Below are 13,310 nucleotides of genomic sequence, written 5' to 3' on the forward strand. Positions count from 1 at the left end.
GCTGTAAAGGGTGATGTCATAGTTTATATAGATGTTATCAACCTCGACCAGACATCTGTAATTGGATTTGACATAAGCAAATATACAGAAAAAATAATTTAGCCTAACTTAAAAACGCGGATACCTTAAAGCCCGCGTTTTTAACTTTTCTCTATATTTGTGATATAGAATTAATCGATTCTTGGTTAATCTGCTGGTCTTGGACCTCTATTGCCTTGTGTATTTTCCAAGGTTAAAATAGGCCGAACTGTAATGTCTCCTATTACACGAATTTGACAAGATAGCCGCAAACAGTCTTCATATAAATTCTCATCAATATTTTTTGTAGCGAAGGCGTTTTTTTCTATTTTAGAAATATCCTTATATTCACCTGCTAGTACCTCCACTCTACAAGTAGTACATTTTGCTATTCCACCACACTGATGAAAAATATTTATATCATTATCTTCAAGAGCTAATACTAATTTTTTGCCTTCCTCTACTTCAAAGGTTTTTCCTCCAAATACGGTGACAAATGGCATCTATGAATTACTCCCTTCATATTTTCCTAATAATAACGAAGCAACTGTTAGTATCAGTTTGTATTAATCCGACTATTCCCATACTTAGAAATCATTCATTTAGTGAGATTTTAACAAATTTTTACCTAGTGAAGACCTCTGTATGGGTATGGATGAAGGACAATGGACGAAAAAGATGGCAAGCTTTAATGCAACTTTTGAGCTTTTCGCAACTGTTGCATTCATTGTTATATTAAGTAATCCAAATTTAATCAACCAAGAATTTATAACGCATGAGTAAATTATTTACCACAACAGCTAAGCAATTTGAAATATGGATAGTTGCGGTTCAATAATGATCTTTATTTTATTCGCGGCAATGAGTATATTTGATGGTTTCCGTAAAGCTCGTATCCGTTAATTCATATTTGGTTATAAAAGAGTAGTACTTGCTCAGTATGCACAAATTTTAGCGTTCTTTGAAATTCTACAATTCCATTTAAGAATAAAGCGAACTTGGAAGATAGAAATCCCAAATTCGCTTCTTTTTGTTTAAGTAATGATAAAGTTTCCTCAATTTATAATTATATTTATCATATGTACAGTTACTACAGTATTCTCATAAGATGTAGCACCAAAATTGTGCTGAATTTTAGGTGCCTGACAGAGGAAATTTATCATGAAGGTAAATTACTTTTTGAAGATGAACAGGATAAATTGTTAGAAATCATTGTCAGTAAGGGCTTACTATTCAATTAAATAAATTAGTAACGCATAACTCAGTACCCAAAAGAATTTCTTTCGATAGAGCTATGCGTATCTTTTTGTGATCAGACCTTTTAATAGTTCAGTTTTATTCCCTTATGCTAAATTCAATGATTTCTCCAATTTAGCAATGCGTTTGGTAACCTCTTCGTGAGAAATGTCATGAAGTTTTATATAACGATTGCGTATATGTTTTGTACATTCAATCGTACAGCCACCTAAGTGTTTTGCCTCATTCTCTTCTGAACTTAATATTTGTTTATTACATTCTGGATTAGCACAGTTAATATAACGTTCACATGGAGTCCCATCAAAATGGTCCTTACCGACAATAGTTGGGTTTACTTGATTTATTGGAACAACAAGGCGTTCGTCAAATACATAACATTGCCCATTCCAAAGTTGACCTTTTGCAATAGAATCTTTACCATAGGTTACAATTCCGCCGTGTAGTTGACCTACATCTTCATAACCTTCTCTTATAAGCCAACCAGAAAATTTTTCGCAACGTACGCCACCCGTACAGTACGTTAAAATACGTTTACCCTCTAATAATTCATTATTGTCTTTGATCCATTTAGGTAATTCACGAAACGATTGAATCTCTGGTCGAATTGCACCTTCGAAGTGACCTACATCATATTCATAAGTATTTCGTGCATCAATAACAATTGTGTCCTGTTGCTGCATTTGTTCATAAAAATCAGCAGGTGCAACGTAACGACCTGTCATTTCGAGTGGGTCAATATCATTTTCTAAGCTTAAATTAACCAGCTCAGGTTTTGGACGTACATGCATTTTTTTGAATGCATGATCTTCTGCCTCATCAATTTTAAACACAATGCCTTTAAATAACGGATCATTTTTCATCATTTCTATATAAGCGTTTGTTTCTTCAATTGATTCAGAAAGTGTACCGTTGATGCCCTCAGAAGCAACTAAAATACGACCTTTTAAGTTCATTTTTTTACATATTTCCAAATGCTCCTTAGCAAATTCCTCAGGAGATTGAATATTTGTATAATGGTAATACAGTAAAACTCGATAGTTCAATTTATTTTCCACCTATCATTTATATTTTCAGGATACATTGATAGCTAATACCATCAAAAAACGCGGTATGTTAAAAAGAATATACAAAGTAATCTTAGCCTCGATATTGATTTAGTGTAAGTAGAATTGCCGAATTAGATTCAGCAGGCAAATCGTTCTCTTACTCACAATCTATTTAAAATAAAAAGTATGATTAATAATGCACTAATTCATATCAATAATCTTCAGCTAAAATCAGTCAATTGCCTGATGAATTATTATATAGCACATGGCTAAAAAGACATCAAAAAAACACCATTGTACTAAAGATGTACAAGATGCTGCTTGCATATTCGTGCCATATAACAAACACATTACGTAGTATTTAAAAATTAATGTAGTTGAATGTATTAGTAGTAGTAATTTTTAGACTACGTAATGGTTGTCTAGAATTTCTCCCTTTACTTTTATAACTAAAAAGTATAAATGAAATAATACAACTTTTATTCGTTTCCTGTCTTCAGACTTAGGTCTGAATTATTATTCTAATAGTAATGTCGTTGTTATAGGTTTATTTGTAAATAGATACAATTAATTCAATCAAGCGACTAATAAAATTGCTATTCTAAGAAATCAAAATTTATAATAAAAAGCCCAGAAAATTTTACTGTCCGTTAAAATTTTCTGGGCTGCTTGGTATTGAGTCAACTTTACTATTGATTTTACACCGTAAAGGAAATAAATAAGTCCGATTTTTCAGTATAAAAATTCACCATCTGTTCAACTTACTCTATTGAATCCCGAAGAATTAAAAGAATACAATCTTCCTTTTCTTTTTGATCGTTTTTATAGAGTTAATCAACCAAGAACAAAAAGAAATACAGCTTTAGATTATATCTTGCGAAAAGTCTAATGACAAAGATGGATGGGATATATCAGCACAATTAAATGGAGATCAATTGCTGATGAAATGCGAATGGATAAATTAGGAAGAGTGATTTATCTAATTTTCAAAATTAAAAGATGCTCTAAAAAAAGTGCTTTTATTTCTGAGCTGTGAGAGCAATCGAGATGGGCAACGGTACGTGTTATCGAATCTCGATTGCTCTCACGGCTTTTTATTTGTAGCTACAACTGGCAAATAGCAAATAGTTTTGACTCCTTTTGTAACTGTATCACTTGGTGGCGCTTTTAAAAAATCTTACTAATAATAGTAAAACAAGTAAAATTCGCTCTAGGAGCGGCATAGAACTGAATGAAAGATGAAATATCATAGTCCGTTAATCATAGAGCTTTCTACTCGAATGGAATTTATAGTATGCTAACTATAAGGAGGGGAGGAACTTTATGGTTACACAATTGATTGTCGGTGACGCAACGTATGAACTGGTTACTACGCGTCGCATTCTGAACGCTTGCCCGAGGAGCATATGTCATGGAAACCACATGAGAAATCGATGACGCTTGGCGAGCTGGCCACGCACCTGATCAATCTGCTGAATTGGCAAATCGCAATTCTTCAGTATTCAGAGTTTGATCTTTCAACCGTACCGCTGCGACGAAAGCCTTTGGAAAAACAATCTTCCGTTCTGGATGAGTTTGACGCAAATTTCGGTAAATTGAAAAATTTGCTGGCCAAATGTGACGAGAAAGCGCTCGGTGAGGAATGGACGCTGCGCCACGGTGATCAAATCATCCGCCGTGAGCCAAGAGCAATTGCGTTCCGCACCTTCGGATTAAACCACATGGTCCACCATCGGGCACAGCTCGGGTTATATTTGCACCTACTTGCTATTTCGGTGCCAGGCATCTACAGTCCCTCGGCGGACGAGGAAGCGCAATGAACTAAGTTTTTCGTCAATAAGTGCAGCTACTAATTTACTAATTAATAGCTGTTCTTCAACGACAACATCAACAACTACTGATAACAGAAACAACACAATGCGAGGAGTATATTGAAAAAACGAATTTCTGATGATGGAAATCGTTTTTTATTGTAAAAAGGAAAAATGCTATTTTTGTTGAAGTCTAAAATATGGTATTTAGAACGGCAAATAGAATGTTTGAAAATTACCCAAGAAAAACTTGAAATGTTTGATACCGTAATACTAAACGGAGATATTATTCAATCACTGAGTTATAACTAGTATTATGATGTTAACTTTTATCATCAAAGTTTAGATAAAATTAATCACCATGAATTATACATTAATGCGTAATAATGGTATTGTATAAAAAGATAGACTTTTTGCTCAATTTAAAAAAGGAGGGAGTTTTCATTATGATATCTTTTTCTAAACCAGATGTAGAACAATTTTTACGAACATTTTCGATTGGTGATTTTGCGGTTAGTCCAGATGAAAAACAACTAGTTTTCAGTACAAATTTAAGTGGCAAGTTTAATCTATGGGCCATGAATTTACCAAATACATTCCCGACGCCGCTTACTTTTATTGACCAGAGCTGTCAAGGCCTTCTCTATGATAAACAAGGAAGATTCATCATTGCTGGTTTTGACCAGAACGGGGACGAAAATACGCAATTTTATGGACTTCCTCTTCAAGGTGGGACAATGAAGAAAATTATTTATGAAGAAGGAACTCGCAATGCTAAGCCAATTTTATCAGAAGATGGGAACAAGCTTTATTATACATCTTCGAAAGGAAATCCTACGTATTTAAATGCATATGTCTATGACTTGGAGACTGGTGAGGAAGAAACAGTTCTTGAGGGAAAAGATGCGCCCACTTTTTTAATCGATTTTAGCCCGAATGAAGAGGTAGCTCTCTACTATAAACATTTTGCTAATACGTATACACTCATATACGCCAAACGAGGAGAGAAACATATTCTCCTGACACCGCCAACAGATCAACAACATACGGTCAGTGACGCAGTTTTTGTATCCGATGAGCTCATCTATTTATTAACGGATTACGATGCTGATTTTACGTATTTGGCTTCGTATAATTTAGAGACAAATGAGTTTGTAAAAGTGAGAGATTTGGAGAATGAAAGCTTTACTTCGTTGAAATATAACAAAGAAAAGCAATGCCTATATGTAATCAGTGAAAAAGGTATAGAAGATCATTTATACAAGCATGATTTGCGATCGAATAATTGGGAAGAACTAGATTCACCATGCAGTGTCATCGAAAAGCTTATAGTCACAAAATCCGGTAGTTTGTATTTATTAGGAAGAAGTGCTACAAAGCCGCATAATATTTATCAATTTAAGGAAAATGGATGGACATCTTTAACGGAATACACAGTTCCAGGTGTAGAGCAAAGCGAATTAGTTGAGCCGGATGTGATTACTTATTCTTCCTTTGACGGACTTGAAATAGAGTCCTTATTTTTCAAAGCTAAAAAGGAAAATGATAATGGTGAAATCATCTTTTGGCCGCATGGTGGTCCGCAAGCTGCAGAGCGTAAGTTTTTTAGAGCTTCCTTCCAATTCTTTTTAAATCATGGGTATAGCATCTTTGCTCCGAATTTCCGTGGTTCGACAGGTTATGGATTGGCTTTCACGAAAATGGTAGAAGGAGATTGGGGACACGGCCCACGCCTTGATAATGTAGCTGGTCTCGACTGGCTCATCGAAAATAACTACGCGGTAAAAGGCAATATTTTATTGATGGGCGGAAGTTATGGAGGATACATGGCCTTATTGCTTCATGGTAGACATTCTGAGTATTTCAAAGCCGTAGTGGACATATTCGGTCCTTCTGATTTGTTCTCATTTATCAACTCGGTTCCTGAAGACTGGAAGCCAATTATGGATCAATGGGTAGGAAATCCTGAAAGAGACAAGCAAAAACTCATTGAATACTCTCCATTAACGTATTTAGAAACCATGGTCAAACCAATGCTCGTTATCCAAGGAGCGAATGACCCACGTGTTGTGAAAGAAGAATCTGATCAAATCGTACAAGCTTTAAAAGATAAAGGTCGTGATGTCGAGTACATGCTTCTTGAAAACGAAGGACATGGGTTCTCTAAAAAAGAAAATGAAATTGCTGTTTATCAAAAAATCCTGTCATTTTATAATCAATTCGTTGGATCTAAAGTGAAAGCATAACGATACGTATCATTGACAAAAGAACTCGACTGGGAAGAAAACCATTCTTTAAGTACTAAGTGTGTATGTTGATGGAAAACTGTTTGGAATTAAAAAAAGACTAAGTTCTACTATGATAGAACTTAGTCTTTTTCATAAATCAACCTACATCCCTTGTGTTACCACATAAACTCCACACATGTGCTAGTGAAGGATCGAATCCACTTGAAGATATTTCAGCAAATCATATCAAGTTGTATTAGATTTTAGGGATGGATTGTGCTGCTGTGCGGAAAACCACAGTAAGGATTTACTCTCCCTGATATTAATACAGTTCAAGACAGGGAAGTGCTGATTTGTTTGGCAAAAATTCCTGACAAATAAAATTAACGAACATTTTTAGATATAACCACTACAAACATTCGTGTTTAAATACCAAAAATGCGATTCGTCCATCAGCTGGATACTCTATCAATTGAATAAAACACGAATTTTATCTTTTTTTTAAAATCACGAATGAAACCTTTTATGACCTTACCATAACTAAAATGAAACAAGGGAATACTAAAACACTTTAAAAATAAGCGTTTTTGGATACTTATGCCACTATTTAATTACAATCATTAATACAAGAAATTGAAATATTAATCGGTGATAAAGTGAAATTACACTCAATATAAATTTGTGCAGGTAGAGGTTCCTTATACATAAAAAAACGCAAACGCAGCGTCGTCACACTCTACAGCAAACTAATGAACACTATTAGGAAGAATAATCAAAAGGTATTATTTAGAAAGGAAAATCAATTATGGCTAATAAATGTGAGTTTGTAATTAAGAAGTTTAGCAAGGATTAAGAATGGAATGTTCATATTACTTAACATGTGAGCTAATAATAATAAGTGTTATTCCCGTAAATAGGCAAATGATTCTCGTCACAGGAATTTTATCAGCTAGTCCAAATAATGCAATTGCTGTCGTTACGATTAAAACTGTTGGACCAACCAATGCAAGCATTGTATTAATATAGAAGGCTTTTTCTAAATTATTCAACTTTAGCATCAACAATCCAGCACTTACTTCAATACTTCCAGACAATACTCGTAAAATAACCATAGCAAGAACCGATTTTTCAATAAATGTCATCATCCTATCTTTATAGATAATTTTCCCTCATATTATAAATCCATCATTTGGATAATTATAGAGTTCTAATTTAATAAAATACTAAAACCAATATATGTATTATTCGTATCAAATATTCAATTATGCTTTATAGTATTAATTTTATAAGTGATTTTCTAGTTAAAAGTTCTTCAAAGAATTTATTAATGGGATCAGTTTTATAAATCCTTTTTCTGTTTTTAAAAGGAAATAGTATAGGTGCATATAATAAAATCCTAAAGATTTATGGGAAAGATAGTACTTTTAAAAGATGCAGGCTTTACAAAATCTCAAATGAACCAAAAAACGATGTCTCAGCTATTATTCAAGCTGTTAAATAAAAGGTTTAAGTAACGGAAGTTGAACAAAACCACAAGCAAACATAAGTGCATTGTTGATAAGAAAGAAGATAGTCATAAGTAACATCATTTTTAATTTGTCTGTAGATTCTTGTCCATATAAAAGTACAAATATTATGGGTAGTTGAAGCATTCAAGCCCTTATGCTCGCCAAATAATTTTAGTTTACATAGTATAAATACCTTGGCCACCACTTTCAAGTTAACGGGGAGGTCCTATAATTTATCGTTCAAAAGGGGATTATTCGTTTAAAGAATGCTAATTATCGTTTAATGTAGATTTGTCCGATAATTTTAAAAATTATTCATTAGATTGATGAACTTAGCCGATTACAAAATCTCATTACAAGTAGTTGAATAATGATTTTATATATAATTGTTTTAAAACTGGAATTCCTTAAGAGTCGGGGGAAATAATGTGGACACGAAAACTTTTCAAATTAAAGGATATGTTGTTTAACTCAAATATAGATAAAGAAGTACGCCCTTTAGGAAAATACGAATATAACAAGAGTAAACACAATATTATCCTGATTTTATACTGCCATCAGCCCCTGATAAATATGAATTGGAAAAAAGAAAGCTTGTTCTTTAGTTAAATAAAATTGACTGGTGTGCTAAAATCAACTAGTTAATCATACCACTAATTATAACCATTGAAAGGTGATAATGTGGAATGTGGCTACTAGGTTTTTTATGTACGTCTTCAGGGCTATTGTTAGGTGGAACGATAGCTTGGCTTTTTAAGGGGTTGCAACAGAAGGTAGATATCATTTATGGACTCTGTGCAGGTATTATCTTGGGCTTAATTAGTTTCGAAATTTTCCCAGAAGCAATTGAAACTGGTGGTTGGTTAAGTACCTTCATTGGATTTACTATAGGGATGCTCATATTCGAAGTATTGCATAATCGGTTGCACAATAAACAAGATATAAAGAGTAATTCAATGAAAAAACTGTATATTCGTACTGGTTTAATATTAGTGTTTAGTTTCTCGGTTCACAATATACCTATGGGAATTGTTTTAGGTGCAAATCAAGAACCCGAATTTACAATGACTTTATTACAAACACTCTTATTCCATAGTATCCCAGAAGGAATTATTTTGTTTATTCCTATGAATTTAGCAGGTTCAAATATCTTGATTGGTTTTTTAATTTCCCTTATTGTATCCATTCCAGTTTCTATAGGCGTTTTTATTGGTAGTTTTTTAAGACAATAGGCATAATTTTTATGGTTACAGTATCAGAAATTTTATACCCAGCATTAATCAAATCTTCAACATTAAAAGTTTTAATTTATATTCTAGTAGGACTAGGGATAATAGGATTCTATCTGAAGTTATTATAATTAAATGTTTGTACTTTTTGGATTGATATTTTTTGTTCAATCCTTTTTTGTGTCTCCTTAATTTTGAAAACAAACTGTATTCGAATATTATTAAAATTTCTCTCTCAGGTATTATCCCCTATAAGTAAACAATGAAAATGTGGCTATATATTTCAGTCAACTGAAAAATAACAGGTTAGAAAGAAAACGTTCTAGGATTGAAATTGTAATATATGTGATTACAGGGATGGCAACTTTACTGTGTAAACAAAAAACTTATATTTTATCTAAAGATAACATCCTCGGTAAGTAAATATTCGACTTCAGGTGGAACATTGTAACCTTATGAAGAACCCTACATCATCTCCTTATTGTTGTTAATATATTTTGAGCTATATCAGGCATAAACTTTTTAATTCAAGCTGTTTAAGTTTTTTTACTTTTATAAAAGGTACATAGGGTACTTTTTTGTTTCTAAAGCACTTTTAAGTACGTACTTTTCATCGTGTTAAATATATTTCATAATGACACTTGTAAGACGGAGATGTGTAATAAGGTATTTTATAGTGTGTACTTTTTTCTTGTTAAACGATTTATCAAGTCAGGTGATAAAATATCATTCAGTCATTGATTTTTATATCTATTCACACAATTCAATCCAATTCTTACTATAAATTTTTAGGAGGATTCTTTAAATGAGAGATTTACTGAAAGGAAAACTAGGTTTTGGTACTGCGCCGCTTGGTAATATGTACCGTAATATCCCGGAAGAAGAAGCTATAGCAACTGTAGATGCGGCATGGGAGAGTGGTATTCGTTACTTTGACACAGCTCCGCTTTATGGCTCCGGCTTAGCGGAGATTCGTCTTGGTGAAGCATTATCGAAAAGAAATCGTGATGAGTATGTTTTAAGTACAAAGGTAGGTCGAATTATTTCAGATGAATTAGAAGATCCATCTGCACGTGATTTAGGTGAAAAAGGTGGGCTTTTTGAATTCGGCCGTAAGAATAAAATTATCAATGATTATAGTGCTGATGCAACTCTTCGTTCTATCGAGGATAGTTTGAAACGTTTACAAACAGATCATCTAGACTTTGTTTTTATTCATGATTTAGCGCAAGACTTTTATGGCGATGAATGGATTGCACAATTTGAAACTGCTCGAACAGGGGCATTTCGTGTTCTCACACGTTTACGTGATGAAGGAGTCATTAAAGGGTGGGGACTTGGAGTAAACCGAGTAGAGTCAATTGAACTCATGCTGGACCTGGAAGAAGCAAAGCCTAATGTATCCTTGCTGGCTGGTCGTTACACTTTATTAGACCATGAACGTGCGCTACAACGAGTAATGCCTACAGCTAAAAAAAATAACATGGACATTGTCGTTGGTGGCCCATATAGTTCAGGTGTTCTTGCGGGAGGCACTCACTTCGAATATCAAAAAGCGTCACCAGAAATTATGGCGAAAGTGGAGAAAATCAAACATATAGCAGATCGACATCAAATTAGCATCAAGGCGGCTGCTTTACAATTTTCATTGGCGAACCCAGCAGTTGCTGCTGTCATTCCTGGTGCAAGTAAACCAGAGCGAATTGCAGAAGACAAAGTTGCATTGAACACGGTAATTCCGACAGCATTCTGGGAAGAAATGCGTGAACAAAAACTAGTAGCACCTAATGCACCACTTCCAATCGATGTTAAATAAAAATAGTAATGAAAAGGCAAATACACATCTATTAAAATTTGAGTTTCACCTGAACAGACCTGGAGATTATTAAGAGATTTGACTTCCTTCAGAACTGGTTACTTTATATACCAAGCAGTGAGGTAAGTGAGGGTGGACGTGTGCATCATTTAGCTAATTCTGATCGTGATGCGATTGTAGAGCGTTTAATAGCATTTAACAATAAGGAGCGTTACTACACTTATTCAATTATGAAGGGACCGTTTCTGGTTACATGGCTACTCACACTAATTACTAAATCTCAGAAATATTGAATTTTATATCTAAAGATGCTTCAACAGCCAAGAGCTTTTTCAAAAAAGCCTTGGCTGTTCGTCTTAGTGCGTACTGTCTTGATATTAAGACCGATCTGATATCAGTAGGTAACAAACTTAGTTCGTACACTGTGGGGGTATTGTTGCTTGCAAGCACTGAAGAGGAGGATTATTCTCAGTGTTGATTCGGGTGATCCATGAATTGATTTTAATAAACGACGGAATCCATTTTTTAGGAAACATACTACAAAAGGCATTAATGATTCAATTCTGTATGAATAAGAGGATAATATGTCCTTAACAAGGAGAGGAAAAATAATGAACGAAATTATAATCAATGCAGTTTTAAAAGCTAAATCAGGAAAAGGTGAACTGCTAAAAAAAGAGTTATTAAATTTGGTTGAGGCATCTCGAATCGAGGATGGCTGCATTCAATATATTCTTCACGAATCTGTTGAAAATAGCGATACATTTGTTTTTTACGAAAGATGGAAAGATGAAAACGCGCTTACTTTTCATATTAATACTGAACATTATAAATATTGTAGCCAGCAAACAGACCCGCTACTTGAAAAACAAGAGATTCATCGTTTACAAATATTAAACTCTTAACGAGAACTCCTTTTGCACCGTTCAATATGCTGAATGGTGCTTCTTTAATTGTGAGTTATCAAACTTTGGATACTGAACAACCTAGGGGTAATGGAAGATAAGCAAAGAGTTTAGGTCATTCTGAGATATTTGAGTGTTGCCCAATAGAAAATCCCAAAATGATAAACAAACACCGTTACGAACCTATCTCCGACCCATATTTTATAATGATGATGGTACGACCTATAATAAAATCTACTCAAGAATTGATTTAAAATAGTTATTGAGCTAACGTTGGCGTTTATCCAACAAGGTTTATGTTAAGATTATATTTCCAAAAAAAAAGGAGGAAGACAAATGAATTAAAAGAAATACCTCATTCGTTACATAAATCTTTTAGGTTAAGACGATTGTATTTGAGACATAATCAATTGACCACATTGCCTGAAGAGATTGAACAATTGAAGAATTTATTAAAAATTGATCTAAGAAGTAATCTTCTAACGGAATTACCAAAATCGTTGCTGGAAATTGAGGGGTTAGAACGTCTGGATCTTAGATGGAACCATCAATTAAACATACCAAAGTGGTTAGGTGCATTAGAAGAAAAAAGGTGTATTATTTATCTATAATTGTATTTAAGAAGTCTTAAAAAAATCAAACTAACTTTGTTATAAAAAATTGTTTTAAAATTTAAAGAGAAGCATTGTTTTGATCAATCTTTTTTCAAAACAATGGCTTTTGTTTTGCCGTGAAATAAAGGATTTAAAGTTATTTTCAAGCAAACTTTATTCTAAACCAACAATTATAGTGCTTTTCTAACAACATAATCAGAGTAAAAAGTCGATTCTATACTATAAGAATCGACTTTTCAATTGACTTACAATAACACCGATTAGCATCTAAAATTCTTTACAAACAAGTTATACAAAATTCATATGGATAATTAATCAATCTATTGAACAACTTTTTCTCGACTTAGTCTTGATTTTTCAAACTCTGGTTCTTGAGATCGGTATCCGAAAGCTGCCATAACGGATACACCAAATTTTCCACTATTTAATAGTTCCTAACTTCCAATAATTTCCGTTATTTCATCCTTGTTAAAACCTTCCACGGGAGAAGAATCTATTCCGATTAATACTGTGGCAGTTAGCATATTACCAAGTGCAATATACGTTTGTTTACTAGCCCAGTAAAATACTTTCATACAACTTAAGATCAAATTCTTGGAAGTTTTTATTAGCCTTTGTCATGGCCTCCAGGATAGATTCAGAAATCTTCTTGATATGCTCTTAAAGAAGCTTTATAGAATGCCAGAAGCGGCATTAAGTGTGGATGAAGGGGCAATATCCGTTCTTTTTTTCCTTTTCCATCAATTCGAATTGTTTCAGTCTCCAAATGAACTTGTTCCCATGTTAATGAAACAAGTTCAGAACGTCATAGATCTGTTGTTGCTAACAATTTATAGTCCAATAACTTTTAAAAACAATCTATTGATAATGATAATCAT

At 33.5% G+C, this 13,310-nt stretch carries 9 protein-coding genes and 3 pseudogenes; 8 read left to right on the forward strand and 4 right to left on the reverse strand.

All coding sequences use genetic code 11. The features are described 5' to 3' along the window. Positions 1–185: 185 nt before the first annotated feature. Positions 186–521, reverse strand: coding sequence for a 2Fe-2S iron-sulfur cluster-binding protein (locus AC3WSO_RS12690; protein WP_492531227.1), 336 nt, complete (start codon positions 519–521; stop codon positions 186–188). A 142-nt stretch (positions 522–663) separates the two neighbouring features. Here AC3WSO_RS12690 and AC3WSO_RS12695 point away from each other — a divergent pair, with 142 nt between their 5' ends. Further along, positions 664–801: a hypothetical protein gene (locus tag AC3WSO_RS12695; RefSeq protein ID WP_492531229.1), complete on the forward strand. Its 138-nt coding sequence runs from the start codon at positions 664–666 to the stop codon at positions 799–801. A 560-nt stretch (positions 802–1,361) separates the two neighbouring features. Here AC3WSO_RS12695 and trhO read toward each other — a convergent pair. Then, on the reverse strand, positions 1,362–2,318 hold the full coding sequence (trhO, locus tag AC3WSO_RS12700; protein ID WP_492531231.1) for an oxygen-dependent tRNA uridine(34) hydroxylase TrhO: 957 nt from the start codon (positions 2,316–2,318) through the stop codon (positions 1,362–1,364). A 1,326-nt stretch (positions 2,319–3,644) separates the two neighbouring features. Here trhO and AC3WSO_RS12705 point away from each other — a divergent pair. Then, positions 3,645–4,141, forward strand: a pseudogene (locus AC3WSO_RS12705) (DinB family protein). A 437-nt stretch (positions 4,142–4,578) separates the two neighbouring features. Next, entirely contained in the window at positions 4,579–6,378 is a 1,800-nt protein-coding gene (locus AC3WSO_RS12710; protein WP_492531233.1) for a S9 family peptidase, read from the forward strand. Between the two features lie 851 nt (positions 6,379–7,229). Here the strand turns inward: AC3WSO_RS12710 and AC3WSO_RS12715 are convergent. Next, on the reverse strand, positions 7,230–7,505 hold the full coding sequence (locus tag AC3WSO_RS12715; protein ID WP_492531235.1) for a YqhV family protein: 276 nt from the start codon (positions 7,503–7,505) through the stop codon (positions 7,230–7,232). A gap of 1,049 nt (positions 7,506–8,554) precedes the next feature. Here AC3WSO_RS12715 and AC3WSO_RS12720 point away from each other — a divergent pair. From AC3WSO_RS12720 to AC3WSO_RS12740, 5 genes and pseudogenes are all read left to right on the forward strand, one after another. Then, positions 8,555–9,100 carry a ZIP family metal transporter gene (locus AC3WSO_RS12720; protein WP_492531237.1) on the forward strand — a complete coding sequence of 182 codons (546 nt, stop codon included), beginning with the start codon at positions 8,555–8,557 and terminating at the stop codon, positions 9,098–9,100. An 802-nt stretch (positions 9,101–9,902) separates the two neighbouring features. Continuing rightward, entirely contained in the window at positions 9,903–10,913 is a 1,011-nt protein-coding gene (locus AC3WSO_RS12725; RefSeq protein ID WP_492531239.1) for an aldo/keto reductase, read from the forward strand. Between the two features lie 45 nt (positions 10,914–10,958). Beyond that, positions 10,959–11,200 (forward strand): annotated as a pseudogene (locus AC3WSO_RS12730) (SRPBCC family protein); the annotation flags it as partial. Positions 11,201–11,524: 324 nt separating this feature from the next. Next, the gene (locus AC3WSO_RS12735) at positions 11,525–11,818 is read left to right on the forward strand and encodes a putative quinol monooxygenase (RefSeq protein ID WP_492531240.1); all 294 of its coding nucleotides are present in this window, start codon (positions 11,525–11,527) and stop codon (positions 11,816–11,818) included. 296 nt (positions 11,819–12,114) lie between these two features. Next, a complete protein-coding gene (locus AC3WSO_RS12740) occupies positions 12,115–12,429 on the forward strand; it encodes a leucine-rich repeat domain-containing protein (RefSeq protein WP_492531242.1) in 315 nt (104 codons plus the stop codon). Between the two features lie 640 nt (positions 12,430–13,069). Here the strand turns inward: AC3WSO_RS12740 and AC3WSO_RS12745 are convergent. Next, positions 13,070–13,222: pseudogene (locus tag AC3WSO_RS12745) on the reverse strand (tyrosine-type recombinase/integrase); the annotation flags it as partial. Positions 13,223–13,310 lie beyond the last annotated feature (88 nt).

Source organism: Lysinibacillus sp. EB106-09-02-XG168 (genome assembly GCF_058791475.1).

Excerpts from the sequence above, each read along its gene's own strand:
- AC3WSO_RS12720 (WP_492531237.1), top strand. The coding sequence starts at position 8,555 with ATGTGGCTACTAGGTTTTTTATGTACGTCTTCAGGGCTATTGTTAGGT.
- AC3WSO_RS12715 (WP_492531235.1), bottom strand. The coding sequence starts at position 7,505 with ATGATGACATTTATTGAAAAATCGGTTCTTGCTATGGTTATTTTACGA.
- AC3WSO_RS12740 (WP_492531242.1), top strand. The coding sequence starts at position 12,115 with ATGTTAAGATTATATTTCCAAAAAAAAAGGAGGAAGACAAATGAATTA.
- AC3WSO_RS12735 (WP_492531240.1), top strand. The coding sequence starts at position 11,525 with ATGAACGAAATTATAATCAATGCAGTTTTAAAAGCTAAATCAGGAAAA.
- AC3WSO_RS12690 (WP_492531227.1), bottom strand. The coding sequence starts at position 521 with ATGCCATTTGTCACCGTATTTGGAGGAAAAACCTTTGAAGTAGAGGAA.
- AC3WSO_RS12695 (WP_492531229.1), top strand. The coding sequence starts at position 664 with ATGGGTATGGATGAAGGACAATGGACGAAAAAGATGGCAAGCTTTAAT.
- AC3WSO_RS12725 (WP_492531239.1), top strand. The coding sequence starts at position 9,903 with ATGAGAGATTTACTGAAAGGAAAACTAGGTTTTGGTACTGCGCCGCTT.
- AC3WSO_RS12710 (WP_492531233.1), top strand. The coding sequence starts at position 4,579 with ATGATATCTTTTTCTAAACCAGATGTAGAACAATTTTTACGAACATTT.